General features: G+C 58.2%; 16 protein-coding genes. All 16 read left to right on the top strand.

All coding sequences use genetic code 11. The features are described 5' to 3' along the window. Positions 1–54 precede the first annotated feature (54 nt). Positions 55–1,242 (top strand): aminotransferase class I/II-fold pyridoxal phosphate-dependent enzyme, encoded by a 1,188-nt coding sequence (locus CO656_RS25900; RefSeq protein ID WP_097527694.1) that lies wholly within the window; start codon positions 55–57, stop codon positions 1,240–1,242. Positions 1,243–1,284: 42 nt separating this feature from the next. Further along, positions 1,285–2,061 (top strand): phosphocholine cytidylyltransferase family protein, encoded by a 777-nt coding sequence (locus CO656_RS25905; protein ID WP_097527658.1) that lies wholly within the window; start codon positions 1,285–1,287, stop codon positions 2,059–2,061. Between the two features lie 323 nt (positions 2,062–2,384). Beyond that, a complete protein-coding gene (locus CO656_RS25910; RefSeq protein ID WP_097527659.1) occupies positions 2,385–3,194 on the top strand; it encodes a class I SAM-dependent methyltransferase in 810 nt (269 codons plus the stop codon). A gap of 1,044 nt (positions 3,195–4,238) precedes the next feature. Beyond that, positions 4,239–5,153: an ABC transporter permease gene (locus CO656_RS25915; protein WP_097527660.1), complete on the top strand. Its 915-nt coding sequence runs from the start codon at positions 4,239–4,241 to the stop codon at positions 5,151–5,153. Continuing rightward, positions 5,153–6,058, top strand: a complete 906-nt coding sequence (locus tag CO656_RS25920) for an ABC transporter permease (RefSeq protein WP_097527661.1) — start codon at positions 5,153–5,155, stop codon at positions 6,056–6,058. Before CO656_RS25915 ends, CO656_RS25920 begins: the two co-directional genes overlap by 1 nt. A gap of 61 nt (positions 6,059–6,119) precedes the next feature. After that, positions 6,120–7,631, top strand: coding sequence for an ABC transporter substrate-binding protein (locus CO656_RS25925; RefSeq protein ID WP_234819637.1), 1,512 nt, complete (start codon positions 6,120–6,122; stop codon positions 7,629–7,631). After that, complete coding sequence (locus tag CO656_RS25930) at positions 7,571–8,686, top strand: ABC transporter ATP-binding protein (RefSeq protein WP_234819638.1); 1,116 nt, start codon at positions 7,571–7,573, stop codon at positions 8,684–8,686. The genes CO656_RS25925 and CO656_RS25930 overlap by 61 nt, the downstream gene beginning before the upstream one ends. Next, on the top strand, positions 8,683–9,741 hold the full coding sequence (locus CO656_RS25935) for an oligopeptide/dipeptide ABC transporter ATP-binding protein (protein ID WP_097527663.1): 1,059 nt from the start codon (positions 8,683–8,685) through the stop codon (positions 9,739–9,741). The genes CO656_RS25930 and CO656_RS25935 overlap by 4 nt, the downstream gene beginning before the upstream one ends. Continuing rightward, a complete protein-coding gene (locus CO656_RS25940; protein ID WP_234819641.1) occupies positions 9,738–10,967 on the top strand; it encodes an alkaline phosphatase family protein in 1,230 nt (409 codons plus the stop codon). The genes CO656_RS25935 and CO656_RS25940 overlap by 4 nt, the downstream gene beginning before the upstream one ends. 64 nt (positions 10,968–11,031) lie before the next feature. Next, positions 11,032–11,733 (top strand): phosphonate metabolism transcriptional regulator PhnF, encoded by a 702-nt coding sequence (gene phnF, locus CO656_RS25945; protein ID WP_097527665.1) that lies wholly within the window; start codon positions 11,032–11,034, stop codon positions 11,731–11,733. Between the two features lie 189 nt (positions 11,734–11,922). Further along, positions 11,923–12,384 (top strand): phosphonate C-P lyase system protein PhnG, encoded by a 462-nt coding sequence (gene phnG / locus CO656_RS25950; protein WP_234819639.1) that lies wholly within the window; start codon positions 11,923–11,925, stop codon positions 12,382–12,384. Then, complete coding sequence (gene phnH / locus CO656_RS25955) at positions 12,381–12,986, top strand: phosphonate C-P lyase system protein PhnH (RefSeq protein WP_097527667.1); 606 nt, start codon at positions 12,381–12,383, stop codon at positions 12,984–12,986. The genes phnG and phnH overlap by 4 nt, the downstream gene beginning before the upstream one ends. Beyond that, positions 12,987–14,093, top strand: coding sequence for a carbon-phosphorus lyase complex subunit PhnI (locus CO656_RS25960; RefSeq protein WP_097527668.1), 1,107 nt, complete (start codon positions 12,987–12,989; stop codon positions 14,091–14,093). Further along, positions 14,093–15,040: an alpha-D-ribose 1-methylphosphonate 5-phosphate C-P-lyase PhnJ gene (locus tag CO656_RS25965; RefSeq protein WP_097527669.1), complete on the top strand. Its 948-nt coding sequence runs from the start codon at positions 14,093–14,095 to the stop codon at positions 15,038–15,040. The genes CO656_RS25960 and CO656_RS25965 overlap by 1 nt, the downstream gene beginning before the upstream one ends. Continuing rightward, entirely contained in the window at positions 15,037–15,834 is a 798-nt protein-coding gene (gene phnK, locus CO656_RS25970; protein ID WP_097527670.1) for a phosphonate C-P lyase system protein PhnK, read from the top strand. The genes CO656_RS25965 and phnK overlap by 4 nt, the downstream gene beginning before the upstream one ends. Continuing rightward, positions 15,835–17,040 carry a phosphonate metabolism protein PhnM gene (gene phnM / locus CO656_RS25975; protein WP_097527671.1) on the top strand — a complete coding sequence of 402 codons (1,206 nt, stop codon included), beginning with the start codon at positions 15,835–15,837 and terminating at the stop codon, positions 17,038–17,040. It begins immediately after the preceding gene. The last annotated feature ends 32 nt before the right edge of the window (positions 17,041–17,072 follow it).

The raw sequence follows: 17,072 nt of genomic DNA on the forward strand, positions 1-17,072 counted from the left end.
CGGTCCATTGAGGGGGCGAGGGCGAATTCAACGATCAATTTCGGGGGCGCGCACATGCTTGCGCAACGGACAGCGTTGTTCAAATCGTCGGCAACGGCGGAGGCGCGCACAGCGGCGAAATCGGCTGCTGACCAAGGAAAGGAGATTGTCGATCTGACAGTCGGCGAGATCTGCAGCGATCTTGCTCCGACGATCCGAGCAGGCGCGATCGATGCGATCCGCCAGGGCGTCAACCGCTACACAGATCCCATCGGGATGATGGAACTTCGAGAGGCGCTCGCCGGCAAGATTTCCGGCAATACTGGTCAGGTCTGGCGCGCCGATGAGGTCGCGGTTACCACCGGCGCCAAACAGGCGCTGTTCAACGGCGCCATGGTGCTGCTTAATCCAGGTGACGAGGTCATCGTGCCTGCGCCCTACTGGACGACATTCCCCGCTCAGGTGCTGATCGCCGGCGGAACGCCCGTCCATGTTGACACCCGCGCCAATGGATATGTTCCCCATATCGACGATATCGAGGCCGCAATCACCGACCGCAGCCGCGCAATTGTGGTCAACACTCCAAACAACCCGACCGGCACGGTTTATGATGCCGAAACTTTGGTCGGCATCGGAACGCTTGCGAAAAAGCGCGGCCTCTGGATCATTTTCGACGAATGCTATGGCGACTTTATCCACGTTAACGAAGCCCATCATCCTATCGTCTCAATTCTTCCGGAAGTTCGTCCGCGTACTCTTATCGTCAACGCCTTCAGCAAGTCGCTTGCACTCGCAGGCTGGAGGATGGGTTATCTTGCCGGGCCGAAGAATGTAATTAGTGCGGTGAAAGCACTGCAATCACATACGACCTCGAACCCGAACGTCATCGCTCAACACGCAGTACTCGCGCATCTTCTAAACGGCGATGGCAATTTTGAGAGCGAGCTGCGCTGCCAACTCACCTGTGCCAGGCAGATGGGTCTTAGCGTGCTTTCGGCTCTGACGCGCGTCCCCGTTCCGAAGGCGATGGGAGGCTTTTATTTCTACCTGAACGTTTCGGACCTGCTGCGCCGCCCGAGGCTCCCCGAGGCCGGGAAGACGGCCGACGACGTCGTGAAAGTTCTGCTGAATGCGGGCGTAGCTGCGGTCTCGGGGACGGCGTTCGGTGACCCGGTTGGCCTTCGCCTCTCGTACGGGGTTCCCCCCGAGAAACTAAAGGCTGGCCTTACCCGGCTCGTCGAGGTCCTGAACGCCTGGGAGTGACAAGATAATGCTGTGACGGTAACAGTAGGAGACCTGTTTAGGATGACGAATGCTCCCAAGCAAGCAGTCATACTCGCGGCCGGTTTAGGATCCCGCCTGCGGCCCTTGACCGACCTGCGGCCGAAGCCGCTCGTCGAGGTCAACGGTACGCCCATCCTTCACAACGCGCTGCGCAATCTCGAGGCCGTCGGCGTCGAGGAAGTTACCATCGTCGTCGGCTACCGCAAGGATGCGATCCAGCACTCCTGCGGCAATCACTTTGGCAAGCTCGAAATAAATTATGTCGAATCCTCGGTCTTCGACAGGACCGGCAGCGGGTACTCCCTTTGGTTGGCACGGCACGTCCTGCTGACCGGCGACGTCTACCTTCTGGAGGCAGACGTCTTTTTCGAACTGGATGCGCTTCGCTATCTCGGGACGGGAGAAGCAGAGAATGTCGCCGCGGTCGCACCCTTTGACCGCTCGATGGAAGGCTCCGCGGTCGTCCTCACAGAGAACGGCTATATCGGCGAAGTCCGGATGAAGCAGACGGCCGCCAACCTGGTCGACGGCGCGCCGCGGCTTTTCAAGACGATGAATCTGATTCGGTTTTCCGGTAACGATCTGCGCGAGACGATCGTCCCGCATCTCGACAGTATCATCCGCAGTGGCGCCGTGAAGTCCTATACCGAGGAGATGCTCTCCAATCTCGTGCAAACGAGGAACTTGCGGATCGCCGCGGCCAGATGTGACGACGTCAGGTGGTATGAGATCGATAATGAGGATGATCTGCGCATCGCGGAGGCAATATTCCGGACCTCCCCCGAAATCGCGTGTTAGCAGATCCGGCGAGGAGCAGGTCGATGCTTCGACAGTGTCCTTGATTAGGCCAATGCGATCACGACGTGCGGCTGCGCATTGATTGGAATTGAACGGGCGGCTTGATCTCGCTGTTGTCACCGCTTCGTGGCAGTTGCTCGCGCATTGTCCGACGGCGCCATCACCGCTCGGACGCGCAATCGTGATGAATCGAAGCTCCGCACTCGACGCATGTAGTGGGGGGTTTCAAGGCCGCGATACCGCCTTACCGGCATCGCAACTCTCGTGGCCAAGTCTGGGAAGGGCGTCTCGACGTATTAATCATTCACCAAGAGAGAAATACCATGAACGATCCTGTTGAAGAGAGAGATGCTTATACCGCCTATGGCGAAATTTGGAGTGATATTTACGATGAGTATGGGGAAGCGCTCAACAAGTCGACCCAGATCGAGCGGGCAGTCCGTTTTCTCGCGCCCTTCGCAGAGAACGGAACGGCACTCGAGTTGGGCGTCGGAAACGGCCACTTCGCTTTGCCCCTTTCACAGACAGGAGCTTCGGTTCACGGTCTCGATAACTCAGAAAGCATGCTTGCCTCGCTTCTCGCAAAGGAAGGCGGGCAGTCTATCACGGCACACTTAGGCGACATGGCAGACTTTGACCTGGGCACTCACTATGATCTCGTGTACTGTGTCGGTAACACTTTTTCGCTTATGCTGACAGTCGAGCAACAGCTTAGTTGCTTGAAATCAACTGCAAAGGCCCTAAAGCCGAACGGATGCTTTGTTGTTGATTTGAGCTATCCATATACTAGTGACTTCACTGGAGAAGGCAGCCATCGCGACCAACGAACTACGGTCATACACGTTGATGAGCGTCGCGCGATGGTTCGGTTTGCCAGACACGACCGTAATCAGCAGTATTTTATTTCTCTGGACTTCTGGATTACACCTTCTGGAAGCCGGACGATGCCGCTTAAGATGCGATATGTCTACCCAACCGAACTCGACTTGCTCGCAAGGATCAGCGAACTTGAACTTCTTGAGCGCCACGGAGACTGGCAGAGGCGCCCGTTTGACAATAGATCTTCACGATACATGTCCGTGTTCCGCAAGCACCATGCGAGTTCCAATAGAATCGCGACCTCTGGCGAATAGAACCAGATCCTATGAGAGTGGAAAGCGGCCTGCATGACGACTATTTGCAAACTCATATGCGCGGGTTGGATACTGCACTGTGCGCCTGGGGCTGCTTCTATCTTAGCATGGGCATCAACATAGCCAGACACTAAGTTCCGAAGATACCTGACCGGGCCCCCTTCTTCCAGCATTGGGCATCGGCAGATCATAATCTCGTCTCCTCTTTCTCATCGCGCGCGAGCCGTTGGCGCTACTTTACGCTTGAAGAGTTGGTCGCACTTCCTGACCTATAGCCAAAGGAGGAGGGCACATTTTCTCGCGATCGCGTGTGATTGCGAGTGCCTTGTGGTTCCCCCTGGATCATTGGTAGCAGTAGCGAGCAGAGTCGAAGCCGCGAACAATTCCTGGTAGGCCTCCAGTCGCGCTTGCTGCTTCGATCCGCGTAGGGAAGCGGCTATGCGCCGTCGACCAGCATGCGAAAGGCCTGACAGTTCCCGACCCAGTGATCTCACCACGTTTGACATGTTCATCTGTCAAACTATCTGGCGGGAGGCCGAAAAAGGCCATCAGCTTGCGTGACCGCTTTTTTTGCATCTCGGCTGCTTGTGAGCCTGCACGAGATCGCGCATACGAATTTCATTCGGAAATGGGCGGTGACACGCGCAGCGGCACATGATTGGGCGCAGCTTCGCCATGTCGTCGCTCAGGGAAAACACCGCCTCGATGTTCTGGGCGGGCAGCCGCCGAGACACCGTCCGGCACGCGGCAAATTGTGATCCATCGGGCTAGGTGCGTGTCCAGATGCGGTCCATCATCTGTGCGCTCGACATTGCCGTCGCGGCTATGTCGCTCGTCCAATTTGCGAGCGACTCGTGCTCTCACTGCAGGGTTTCGGTGCGAAATTCGTCGCAAACATTACATATATGGCGACATTTTCTACACTTTTGTCGCGAATGTCATCAAAGCGTAACATATATGCCTTAATCCACCAGATACCTAGACATCTAGACGGCTCAGCTGAGGAGCGTTCTTTGGCTTCTTGCTTTGGGTGGAGGAGAGTTAGTGTTTTTCATCTCGCTGGCCTTGCGTAGCGCATTCACGCTTTGGGCGATCCTCACCATCGTGTTCTTTGCGACACGAATGACCGGAGACCCCACCTCCTTCCTCATTCCGCCTGACCTTCCAGAGGAACAACGTGTCGAGCTAAGGGCAAAGCTCGGACTGAACGATGATGTCGCGACGCAATACGTGCGGTACAGCACCGCACTCCTGCGCGGCGATTTCGGGCAGAGTTTCTTTTCGAACCGGCCTGTGGTCGAGCTGTTCGTTGAACGAGTTCCCAATACGCTGCTCCTAACCATTCCAGCTTTCGTGTTGTCGGTGATTGTCGGCATGGCCGTCGGCCTCTTGGCCGCACTACATCACAATACGGTCTTTGATCGCTTCCTCACGACCGCAACAATCGCGGGGCAAGCCATTCCGAACTTTGTTGTCGGCATTGCCGCCATTCTGATCTTCAGTTTCTCTCTAAAACTACTGCCGAGCGGCGGCATGGGCACGTGGAAACATCTGCTCCTGCCCGCAATTACCCTAGCTCTTGCTACCTGCGCCAACATTGCAAGGCTCGTTCGCAGCAGCATGCTGGAGGTCCTGTCTCAGGACTACATGCGCTATGCGTACAGCAAGGGCTTGAGTCCGTTCCGTGTCGTGGTGAAGCACGGGCTGAGAAACGCAATCCTCCCCGTGTTGACAATTCTGGGCCTGCAATTTGGCGGCCTGATTGCCGGCGCCGTGGTAACGGAATCGGTGTTTGCCTGGCCCGGAGCAGGACGCCTGGTGCTCGATGCGGTAATGCAACGCGATTTTGCCATGCTGCAATTCGGAATTCTCGTGTTTTCAGCAGCAATCATCCTCACCAATCTTCTCGTTGACATCGGGTACGGCTTGCTCGATCCGCGAGTGCGCGGGAGGTCATGATGAGCATCGAGACCAGCGCGCCGGAATTGAGTCCTTCCCGAACCGAAGAGGGTATCGTCTCCACCGAGACCTGCCGGCGTCGTCGGCCTCCGACGGTCGCAATCGCCTCGTTCCTGATCCTTACAGTGATAGCGTTGCTGGCCGCGATCTCTCCGGTGATTGCGCCGCATGACATCGCCGACCAAAGCCTTTTGCACCGACTTCGGCCGCCGGCGTTCGCCGGGGGTACAGCCGAATACCTTCTTGGAACGGATCATCTCGGCCGAGACCTGTTTTCTCGGCTTCTGTTCGCAACCCAAACCACGCTACTCATCGCTGGCGCTGGCGTCCTCGTCGGCGTCATCACCGGCACGCTGAGTGGGCTGGTCTCGGGAAGCATGGGAGGATGGATCGACCATTGCTTCATGGCTGTGGTCGATGCGCAGGCCTCGGTGCCGGTCACTTTGGTGGCGTTGACTGCGGTTGCCCTCATCGGCCCAAGTCCCCTTGTCTTGGTGCTGATCATCGGATTTGCGGACTACTACAAATATGCTCGAGTCGTCCGTGGCCAGGTGCATGCCCTGCGCGGACGCAGCTTCGTAGAAGCGGCTCGATCCTCCGGCGCTTCCCCCAGGCATATCGCGATGCGTCACGTGCTTCCCAACACGCTCTCGCCCGTCATCGTATTGGCCAGCCTGAGCTTCGCCGAGATCGTCGTGCTGGAGTCGTCGCTGTCGTTCCTTGGCGTGGGTGTTCAGCCGCCAAATGTTTCTCACGGTTCATTGCTCGGCGAGTCGAGGAACTATCTGATCACCACCCCCTGGCTGGCGGTATTTCCCTGTGTGGTCATCGTCGCAATCACGCTGGCAGCATCGATGGTCGGCGATTGGTTGCGCGACAGTTTCGATCCCCGGAGCCGCAGCTAGATCGCGCAGCTCTCAGACCTTCCTGCAGGAAAACCTCAAAACCCCAAACTTAGGAGACACTATGCGAAACCTACTCGTAGCAGTCGCTATGCTGCTGCCGACCTTTGTGGTCGCGCAGGAAGACACGCGACCTCCGCTCACCGTGGGCGTCAATGCCGTCCGCGCCAACTTCGATCCCGCAATGGCCCTTGGGAATGTCGACATCCCGATCACCTACAATATGTTCGACACGCTCGTTGCGCGGGACTTTTCCAAAAGCAAGGATCGGACAGCTTATGAGCTCGTTCCTGGCCTTGCGAAGAGCTGGAAGCGGGTCGACGATCGCACCATGGAATTTTCGCTGCGGCCAGGTGTGCGGTTTCATAACGGCCAGCCTTTCACAAGTGCCGACGTCAAGTTCACCTTCGATCGAATCTTGAATCCGGAATCGGACTACGTCTCTGCCAGAAACCTCCTCAAGGTGATCGAACGGGTCGACATCGTCGATGATCTGACCGTCCGGATCACCACCACGGCCCCGAGCCCGATACTCCTACACCTGCTTGCCTATCATTCGAGCGACATCGTGCCGAAAGCCTATTTCGAGTCGGTCGGAGAGAGCGGCTTCGGCCAAAAGCCGGTCGGAACAGGCCCGTTCGCTTTCGTCAAGCTCCAGCCCGACGAGAGCATGCAGCTCAAGGCCAACGATACTTACTTTGGCGGTCGGCCGACAATCTCGAGCTTGACATTCAAGTCCATCCCCGAGGTCTCGGCCAGGATCACCGCGCTCGCGAACGGCGAGGTCGATGTCATCAACAGCCTGCCGCCAGATCAATTGGAGGCGGTAAAGACCCTCGGCTGCTGCGAGGTGCGCAGCGCATTGATGAACCACCACTTCCTTCTCTACAACACGTTCAACCCGGTGATGGCCGACAAGAAACTGCGTCGGGCACTCAATCTTGCCATTGATCGCAAGTTGATCGTCGACGCCCTGTGGAATGGCCAGGCCACGCTGCCACACTCTGCCCAATATGAGGCCTGGGGACCGGAACTCTATAATCCGGATCGGCCGACTCCGGCGTTCGACCCCGAGCGCGCCCGCCAACTCCTCGCCGAGTCTTCCTACAAGGGGCAGCCGATCTACTACGTGACGCACCCCGTCTACTACACGAATGGCGTCCCGGTAGCCGAGGCGGTCACTGAGATGTGGAAGGCGATAGGCGTCAATGCCAGCGTCCGTGTCGATGAAGGATGGTCGAAGCTGAAAAAGGACGATCCGGTCCTCACGGTACGAAACGGCTCTGATTGGGTCGTGCCGACCGATCCCGCGGTCACGCTTTACATGACCTGGGCGAAGCGGTTTTGGCAAGACGAGCAGCGCTTCGACGAACTCGCCAAAGAGGGCGAGACCACACTCGATAGCAAACGTCGCTACGACATCTATCAAACGATGATCGATATCTTCGAGGACGAAGCGCCCGGTACGTACCTCTATCGTGCGCCGGAATTCTACGGCGTTCGCAGCAACTTTGAGTGGCTGCCGAACACCGAATACACGATGGATTTCCGGCCGAACAACATTCACTTCAAGTGAATGTTGCTCTTCCGCTCAGCTATCAGAACGGGTTTATGATGAACCAAGCCGAACTCCTGCGCGTCGAGAATTTGCGCACCCATTTCCATGCCCACCATCGAACTGTCAAAGCAGTCGAAGGGGTCTCATTCTCGGTTCGACAAGGCAGCACGGTCTGCCTTGTCGGAGAATCCGGCTCAGGCAAATCGGCAACCGCGTTTTCCATCCTGAACCTCGTTCCGAAGTCGCTGGGGCGCATCGTTGCGGGGAAGGCCCTCTATCAAGGGGAGGACCTTCTCCAAATTCCAGCGCGGCGCCTGCGGGGTATCCTTGGCAATGATATTGCCATGATCTTTCAGGAGCCGGCGGCGGCGCTCAATCCAGTCTACACGATTGGTAACCAGTTGATGGAGGTGCTGCGGACCCATCAACGATGTACGCTTCGCGAAGCACGACGCCAAGCGAGAGAACTGCTCGATCGCGTTGGTATCGCCGATGCCGAACGGCGTCTCGATGACTATCCGCATCAGCTTTCCGGCGGCATGCGCCAGCGGGCAATGATCGCGATCGCGCTCTCATGTCGCCCCAAATTGCTGATCGCCGACGAGCCGACGACGGCTCTCGATGCCACGGTCCAATCGCAAATCCTGGCCCTGCTTCACGACCTAAAGCAGGAGACCGGCATGGCCATGCTGTTCATCACGCATGACCTCAGTGTCGTTGCCGAAATCGCGGACCGGGTCGTAGTGATGTATGCCGGTCGGGTTGTCGAGGAAGGCAGTGTCGTGCAGATCTTCGACACGCCACGGATGCCATATACGCGCGGTCTGCTGAAAGCGCGGCCGCGATTGCAACCCGGCTGCGCAATTCCACGACGGCTTTCCGCCATCCGCGGCAGCCCCCCCGAACTTGCTCATCTTGCGACCGGCTGTTCCTTCCGCCCGCGCTGCAGCCATGCGGTGGCGGATTGTGCACGCAACGTGCCGGAACTCGACACGACCGACGGGCACAGTGTTCGTTGTTGGCGTTGGCGCGAAATCACCGATGCTGCTTCGGAGCCGGAGATCGCGGCATGAATGCGTCCTTTGCCCATTCCGGCACGCCTGATCGCGGTGCGATCCCGGCGTTCGGCGGTCCGTCCCTGCTCGAGGTCGAAGAACTTCGCGTTCACCTGCCACTCCGCAGGACATCGCCGTTCCGTTCCAAGAGTTTCATCAAAGCCGTCGACGGCGCATCGTTTTCGATATTTCCTGGTGAGATCGTTGCACTGGTCGGCGAGTCCGGTTCAGGCAAGACGACACTGGGGCGCAGCTTGCTGCGGCTGACCCCGCCGAGTTCCGGTCGGGTTAGGTTCAAAGGGGTCGATCTGACGACTTTGACGCCAAAGGAAATGCGTTCCTTTCGGCGGCATATGCAGATGGTGTTCCAGGATCCCTACAGCAGCCTCAATCCACGCATGACCGTCGGGGAGATCGTCGGCGAACCGCTGTCGATCCATCATGCTCATCTGACCCCGCGAGCACGTCTCCAGCGCGTGGCAGAACTCTTCTCCCAGGTCGGAATTTCCCCGACGCATGCCGCGCGCTACCCGCACAGCTTCAGCGGGGGTCAGCGCCAACGGATTGCCATCGCCAGGGCACTGTCGACCGAGCCGGACTTCATCGTCGCCGACGAACCCGTATCGGCTCTCGATGTGTCGGTTCAGGCGCAGATCGTCAACTTGCTCCTCGATCTGAAGGGCAAGCTGTCGCTCACGATGCTTTTCGTCTCGCACGACCTGCGTGCGGTCAGTCATATCGCTGACCGGGTGATTGTCATGTATCTCGGTCGGATCATGGAAATCGCCCCTTCGGCCATGTTCTGGGATGCGCCTGCACATCCCTATACCGATGCCTTGCTATCCGCACTGCCTGTCGAACATCCAAGCCTTCGACGAAACCGGGTGCTCCTGAAAGGTGAAGTGCCGAGTGCCGTTTCACCGCCATCCGGCTGCGTCTTTAGGACCAGATGCCCAGTGGCAAGTCCGGAATGTGCCATGGCTCCACCGGCACTGCGGCAGGTTGCGCCAGGGCACTGGACGGCCTGCATCAAACAAAAACCTTTCGATTTGAGGGGATTACATTGGAAATGAAGCGCCGCAAACTTCTGTTGATCATGATCGATGGCGTGAGCTCGGACTATCTTGAGAACCATCGGGAGCGTCTCCCAAATTTGTCCTCACTCGCGGACCGAGGGTACCGCGTCCGCCGGATGCGGTCTGCTGTGCCGGGGACCTCCATGCCGGGTCGGGCTTCCATCCTAACAGGCGTCGCGGCAGACATGCACGGGATTTTTGGCAATCGTGTCCTGAGCGACGGAGCGTTCATCGCCGCCGAGGTGGAGCATGTTCTTGTTCCAACGATTGCAACCCTTGCTTCACGCGCGGGTCTGGATGTGGCCTGCATCGGGCACGCTCTCATCAACCCGGAAGACACCTCCGTCTATGTCCCGCCGAGCTGGATGCGCGGCCACGGCTTCACCAAGGTTCCGAGCGACGGGAGTATGCCTTATCTCCTGAGAGTGAAGGATCCGCGCGGCCGCCTGGCGGGGGTTCCCCTGCCGTCCTTCGTTCAAGAGCCCGCAAGGCCCGATACCGTCTCCCGGGTCACAGCGACGCTCATCGATGACCAACTGACCGTCTCCGCCACCGCAAAGTTGATCGCATCACAAGAGCCGCCCGATCTGGTGGTCACCGAAATCAATGTCACAGACATGTTCCAGCACGAGTTCGGGTACGAGAGCCAAGAGGCCCATTTCTCTGTTGCTTTCGCCGACTCCCTGGTCGGTCTTTGCTTGGAAAGCCTGCGGCGTTCCGGCCGGCTAGACGACTACGTGATCGCAATTACCAGCGATCACGGCCACGGCAATATCAACACCTCGATCCTTCCCGAACTGATTATTCCCGGTAAGCGCTGGAGCTCCGAAGGCGCGACGCTGCATGTCGTGGTCGAGAACGCTGCCGATCGCGCGGAGGTTACACAAAGATTGGCAGCGGTCGGGGCGGAACCCTGGAACGATGCGCATTTACCGGTTGGGCTGCGCGAGCGCATCGCAACCTTCGTGGCTCCGCCGCAGCATGATTTCGAGGAAGTGCCAGCCGGTCACCCGCTAGACCAGCCGTTCGGTCGGCCAAAATACAAGTCCACCCATGGCTTTCGGCCAGGTATGAGTGCGGACGATCGTATCTGCATCATATCCGGGGCTGATCTTCCAGTCGCGGTGGCGGAAGGAGCTGAAGCAACCCGCCTTGCGCCGACGCTTGCATCCATCCTTGGGCTACCCACCAAGATATTTCCCGATCGGCCGCTTTTCGGATAGATAGGGCTATGCACCCCTTTTGGGGAATGCAATGGCTCGTATCGATTAATTGAAATGGTGTTTGATGAAGCGTTGGGAAGTTGTTCGCTCCGGAATACTCAGCGATATCCATGCGGGAGCCTTCGAGAACGGTCGCCTGCCTGGGGACCTTGTCCTGGCAGAACGATTTGGCGTCAATCGCCACACAGTGCGCAACGCCATCAAGGTTTTGGAGTCTGAGGGCGCTCTGCGGGTGCAACACGGTGTCGGTACCTTCGTTGCCGACGACTTCATTTCGCATAGCCTGGACAGTGATCCGAGGTTCACCTTCAAACTTCTTGGCCAGAACAAGTCGGTCAAACGGGAGATCTTGTCCATCAACGAGATCTCCGTCGAACTTGATGTTGCGACGCATCTGAAGATCGCTCCTTCGGCGCTCGTTACCGCCGTCAGGGCGACTTCGTTCATTAACGATTGGCCCTTGGCAACCGGGACGAGCTATTTTCCCGTCGAGCGAGTTCCCGGTCTCGTCTCGGCGTTCCATGGACTGAACTCTCCGACTGCGGCGCTGAAGCGCTGTGGCATTCCGGAATACAAGCGAAAATGGACGCGGATAACGGCCCGAAGGCCCACCCAGCAGGAGGCCCTTCTGCTGCGAATATCATCGTCCAGCCCGGTGCTCTTCGAGACCAATGTCGATGTCACTCCGGATGGATTGCCGATCAAATACGCCTTTAGCGTTATACGAGCCGACCGATATGAATACCTGATAGAAAGCGATGACTAAACGAGATTGCGAGCGCATTCGCGGCTCCAGCCACCCAGCGCCGCTCTTCTTCCCTGTGTTAATCTGACCAAAACTTTTTTGCTGAAACAGCTTCTGTCATCAAAGTGTTGCAAAGAGCACATACCTAGATACCTAGACATCTAGTTATCAGCAGCGCGGCCCGTAGGTCAGCCATTGGATAAGCGGCAAATGCAAGTACGCAATCAAATCGGAAACAGACAGCGATGGATGGCGGTTCTGGCGCGAACGAGGTGCTGTGACCTTGAGGGCGCCTGGAACGATCTGCCCATCGCCCCGCAATATGAATGGCTGCGTCGGCCCGAGACCGGCCTCGTGCTGGTGCGTGGACGCGCAGGTGGTACCGGCAGCCCGTTCAACCTCGGTGAGGCCACGATGACCCGATGTGCCCTGAGGTTCGCCGATGGCACGACGGGGTTCGCCTTCGTGCTCGGACGCGACCAACGCCATGCGGAACTGGCGGCAGTCTTCGATGCGATCCTGCAGCGGGAAGATGAGGTCGCCGCCGCGAGTCGTGAATTGGTCGCTCGATTTGAAGCGATGCAAGCGAGCGGACGTGAGCTGAAGAGCCGCAAGGCGGCTTCCACAAAGGTCGATTTTTTTGCAATGGCGCGGGGCACGAGTCCGGAATGAGCAGCGTTATGGACACTTCCGGGATCGGGCCCGGATTCACAAATCCCGTCTTCGATAGCCAAGACACGTTCCGCCGAATTCTGGATGCCTATGGATATGTAGGGCGCCCGCAAACGCTTGGCTTTGTAACTACGGCAGTCGGGCCGCTCGCACCGGCGACCGTCTCGGCTTGCCTCACATTGGCAGACTTCGAAACGCCCGTTTGGCTCGATTCCCGATGCAATCGCGGCGACGTGCGTAATTACCTTGGGTTTCACTGCGGGACGCCGTTCGCTGATGGCGCCGAGCAAGCGGTATTTGCCATCGTGGCTGATCCGACGACGATGCCGCGCCTAGCAGAGTTTCAGCTCGGCACCGAGTTGGAGCCCCAGACCTCGACGACCATTGTTGTCCAGGTGCCCTCCTTTATTGGCGGTCCACCGGTTCGGTGGCGTGGGCCGGGGATCCAGCACGAGGTCTCAGTCGCCATCGAGGGGCTTCCGTCGTGGTTCTGGCAAGATTGGCAGCTCACTCAGGACTTTTACCCGATCGGGGTCGATGTCCTCTTTGCCTCCGAAAGCGCAATCATTGCTCTTTCTCGCAGCATATCGGTGGAGATTTAAATGGCGTATGTGGCTGTAAAAGGGGGCGAACAGGCTATCCTCAACTCGCACCGCTTGATCGCAGAGGATAGACGCGGCGTTCCTGAGGTTCCCGAACTTACGGTTTCTCAGATCGCCGAGCAACTCGGTCTCGCCGTAGACCGGGTAATGTGCGAGGGCTCTGTCTACGACAGAGAACTTGCGGCCTTGGCATTGAAGCAGGCCCAGGGCGACGCAGTCGAGGCGATCTTCCTCCTGCGGGCGTTTCGCACGACCTTACCGCGCTTCGCAGTGTCGAATGCGATAGATACGGACCGCATGGCCATCCAGCGACGGATCTCCGCGACCTTCAAAGACGTTCCTGGGGGACAGGTCCTCGGTTCGACCTACGAATACACGCATCGACTGCTTGATTTCGACCTCCTCGACAACGCTGAGGTCGAGGAGACGAAAGCGGAACTGGCTGCGACCCCGCTCGACGACAATTGTCCGCGTGCTTTCGACAGCATCTCCGATGAAGGCCTGATCGAGGCAGAAGTGCCTGCGCCTGACGAAGCGTCAGTTTTCGATCTGACGCGAGAGCCTCTGGCATTGCCGGCGGGTCGCGATCAGCGTCTGCAAAATCTTGCGCGTGGCGACGAAGGATTTGTCGTGGGATTGGCTTATTCCGCCCTGCGTGGCTACGGCGCGGCCCATCCCTATGTCGGCGAAACCCGGGTCGGAGACGTCGCGATCGAAGTCGTTCCCGAGGAACTGGGCTTTCCAGTTTCGATAGGAGACATCACCGTCGCCGAATGCCAGATGCTGGACTTGTTTGCAGGCACGGACGACGAGCCGGCGCGCTTCACGCGGGGATACGGGCTCTCCTTCGGAAAGAGTGAGCGGAAAGCGATGGGAATGGCGATCGTCGATCGCTCATTGCGGTCCAGTGAATATGGCGAGGATGTGAAATACCCCGCACAGGACGAGGAATTCGTCCTCTCTCATACCGACAATCTCGAGGCGGCTGGGTTCGTTTCGCATTTGACCTTACCTCACTACGTCGATTTTCAGGGTGACCTGCAATTCATACGGCGGTTGCGCGAGGAGCAGGTCTGCAGCCTTTCAACCAAGGAGGCGGCTGAGTAATGACTGGCACTCTTGACGATGCGGCCAAGCAGGCCGGCCAAGCCTACAACTTTGCCTATCTCGACGAGCAGTCCAAACGGATGATCCGAAGGTGCATCTTGAAGGCGATGGCCGTTCCCGGCCTGCAGGTTCCGTTTGGCAGCCGCGAAATGCCGCTCGCCTACGGATGGGGCACCGGCGGCATACAAGTGACGGCCAGCGTTATCGGTCCAAACGACACGCTCAAGGTGATCGACCAAGGTGCGGACGACGCCACGAACGCGGTCTCGATCCGCCGATTTTTCAAGCGCGTGGCTGGGATCGAGACGACCGAACAAACCGCTGCGGCAACAATCATTCAGACACGCCATCGCGTGCCAGAGACGCCTCTCAGAGAGGGTCAGGTCATCGTATACCAGGTCCCCTCGCCCGAACCGTTGCGCAGTCTGGAACCAAGGGAGTCTGAGACGCGAAAGATGCATGCCTATGCAGAGTACGGCTTGATGAGCGTCCAGCTTTACGAAGACATTGCGCGCTTCGGCCACATTGCCACGGCTCACAGCTATCCGGTTATGACCAACGGGCGATATCTGATGTCGCCGTCGCCTATTCCCAAATTCGACAATCCGAAGGTTGCGGACAATCCGGCAATCCAGCTTTACGGCGCAGGCCGCGAAAAGCGGATCTATGCTGTCCCACCCTACACGCGCGTGCAGAATCTCGACTTCGAAGATCATCCCTTCCGGGTGCAGAAATGGAGGCAATGTTGCTCGCTTTGTGGGGCAACCGACAGTTACCTCGACGAGATCGTCGTGAATGATAGCGGGCAGCGAATGTTCGTTTGCTCCGACACCGACTACTGCGCAGCCCGTCGAGGCCAAGGTCACTTTGGGCATCAGGGTGAAGGCCAGAATCCTACTGGATCGCTCCCGACCTCCAAAACCGAGAAGGGACCGGAACCACGATGAGAACTGCAATTCAGGTCCAACCCAATCGCCGACAACCACTGCTCTCCGTGCAAAATCTTACGAAGGGCTATGGAAAGACGATCGGCTGTCAGAACATTTCCTTCGACCTCTTTCCAGGGGAGATTATCGCCATCGTCGGTGAATCCGGATCGGGCAAGTCGACCATGCTCAACTGCCTTTCGGGGCGATTGATGCCGGACACAGGCTCAGTGGTTTACGACCTCAATGACAAAGGGCAAACGGATATTCTGACTTTGTCAGAGCCAGAGCGACGCAAGCTGATGCGTACCGACTGGGGACTCGTGCACCAGAACCCGCGCGATGGCCTCAGAATGGAAGTCAGTGCAGGCGGCAACATCGGCGAGCGACCGATGGCCATCGGTGCCCGGCATTATGGCCGCATACGCGAGGAGGCCCAGAATTGGCTCGCCAGGGTCGAGATTGAGCTGGGGCGCACTGATCACCATCCAAGAACCTTTTCCGGCGGCATGCAGCAACGTCTGCAGATCGCCAGAACTCTCGTCACCAAGCCGCGCCTCGTCTTCATGGATGAGCCGACAGGCGGGCTCGATGTCTCGGTCCAAGCTCGGCTGTTGGATCTGCTGCGACAGTTGGTTCTGGACTGTGGGATTTCGGCGGTAATCGTCACCCATGATCTTTCCGTTGCCCGGCTATTGGCGGACCGCATCATCGTGATGTGGCGAGGTAACGTTGTGGAGACCGGTCTGGCAGACCAGGTCCTGGATGATCCGCATCACGCCTACACTCAACTTCTAGTATCATCGGTGCTTTAAATGTTCGAAACTGACACTTCATCGTGCGGTGTGGCGGTCAAAGGCTCCATCACCAACGAATTGACCTTGACCGGCGCACGACTTGTCCTGCTTGACGAGGTTTATGAAGGAACCGTCCATGTCGTTGACGGCCACATCAATGACATCGCCCCGGGCAGGAGCAAGGCCACCAAGGCGATCGATCTCGACGGAGGCTATCTGATACCGGGTCTTATCGACCTTCATACCGACAATCTGGAGAAGCATGCTCTACCGCGCGCCGGCGTGGTCTGGAATCCGCTGTCCGCTGTCGTAGCCCATGATGCCCTGGTCACCGCAGCCGGCATTACGACGGTTTTTGATTCCCTGTGCATCGGGTCAACGACCCGCGATTACAGAAAGCAAGACGATCGGGCTCGCATTCTGCCCATCCTCGTAGATGGCATCCATGAAGCCCAGGAGTGTGGTGTGCTTCGAGCCGATCATCTTCTACACCTGCGCTGTGAAGTGACGGACGAGGAAGTTCTGGCCAGATTGACACCCTTGGTGGACGATCCGCTCGTGAAGCTCGTCTCGGTTATGGATCACGCCCCCGGTCATCGTCAGTCGCCGGAACTCGACCGTTTCCGCCAAATGCAGATCACGCAATACGGCTGGTCGGACAAGGACGCGGATCGCCGTATTGAAGAATGGATGGAAGCGTCCCGGACGATTGGACCTCAAAATCAGGCCCGCATCGTCGCGCTTGTCCGCGCTCGGCAACTGCCGCTCGCCAGTCACGACGATGAAACAGCCGAGCATGTTCAAGAAGCGATATATGCTGGTGTTTCGATATCTGAATTTCCGACGACGCGGGCGGCGGCGGAAATGGCGCACTCGCTAGGCATTCGTGTCGTGATGGGCGCACCCAACGTCGTTCGCGGCAACTCGCATTCGGGAAACATAAGCGCCCGGGATTTAGCGACAACCGGACATCTCGATATCCTCGCCTCGGATTACGTTCCGGCGAGCCTCCTGCATGGTGCCTTTCAACTGACCAGAGATCCGGTCGGGATGAGCTTGCCGCAGGCCATCTCCACCGTCAGTTCAGCCCCTGCTTCGGCGACCGGGCTAGCCGACAGAGGCGCGATCAAGGTCGGCACCCGAGCCGATCTCTGCCATGTCATTGAGATCAACGACATTCCGCTTGTCCGAAGAGTCTGGAAAGAAGGCCGGCAGGTCTTTTGACAGAACGCAGATCACAAGACGTTGTCTTCGAC

The sequence above is a fragment of the Sinorhizobium sp. FG01 genome, from assembly GCF_002531875.1.
Taxonomy (GTDB): domain Bacteria; phylum Pseudomonadota; class Alphaproteobacteria; order Rhizobiales; family Rhizobiaceae; genus Sinorhizobium; species Sinorhizobium fredii_C.

What these genes read in the sequence shown, in the direction of transcription:
- phnM (WP_097527671.1), top strand. Translation starts at nt 15,835, where the DNA reads ATGTTCGAAACTGACACTTCATCGTGCGGTGTGGCGGTCAAAGGCTCC.
- CO656_RS25960 (WP_097527668.1), top strand. Translation starts at nt 12,987, where the DNA reads ATGGCGTATGTGGCTGTAAAAGGGGGCGAACAGGCTATCCTCAACTCG.
- phnG (WP_234819639.1), top strand. Translation starts at nt 11,923, where the DNA reads ATGCAAGTACGCAATCAAATCGGAAACAGACAGCGATGGATGGCGGTT.
- phnF (WP_097527665.1), top strand. Translation starts at nt 11,032, where the DNA reads ATGAAGCGTTGGGAAGTTGTTCGCTCCGGAATACTCAGCGATATCCAT.
- CO656_RS25935 (WP_097527663.1), top strand. Translation starts at nt 8,683, where the DNA reads ATGAATGCGTCCTTTGCCCATTCCGGCACGCCTGATCGCGGTGCGATC.
- phnK (WP_097527670.1), top strand. Translation starts at nt 15,037, where the DNA reads ATGAGAACTGCAATTCAGGTCCAACCCAATCGCCGACAACCACTGCTC.
- CO656_RS25965 (WP_097527669.1), top strand. Translation starts at nt 14,093, where the DNA reads ATGACTGGCACTCTTGACGATGCGGCCAAGCAGGCCGGCCAAGCCTAC.
- CO656_RS25940 (WP_234819641.1), top strand. Translation starts at nt 9,738, where the DNA reads ATGAAGCGCCGCAAACTTCTGTTGATCATGATCGATGGCGTGAGCTCG.
- CO656_RS25900 (WP_097527694.1), top strand. Translation starts at nt 55, where the DNA reads ATGCTTGCGCAACGGACAGCGTTGTTCAAATCGTCGGCAACGGCGGAG.
- phnH (WP_097527667.1), top strand. Translation starts at nt 12,381, where the DNA reads ATGAGCAGCGTTATGGACACTTCCGGGATCGGGCCCGGATTCACAAAT.
- CO656_RS25905 (WP_097527658.1), top strand. Translation starts at nt 1,285, where the DNA reads ATGACGAATGCTCCCAAGCAAGCAGTCATACTCGCGGCCGGTTTAGGA.
- CO656_RS25920 (WP_097527661.1), top strand. Translation starts at nt 5,153, where the DNA reads ATGAGCATCGAGACCAGCGCGCCGGAATTGAGTCCTTCCCGAACCGAA.
- CO656_RS25910 (WP_097527659.1), top strand. Translation starts at nt 2,385, where the DNA reads ATGAACGATCCTGTTGAAGAGAGAGATGCTTATACCGCCTATGGCGAA.
- CO656_RS25925 (WP_234819637.1), top strand. Translation starts at nt 6,120, where the DNA reads ATGCGAAACCTACTCGTAGCAGTCGCTATGCTGCTGCCGACCTTTGTG.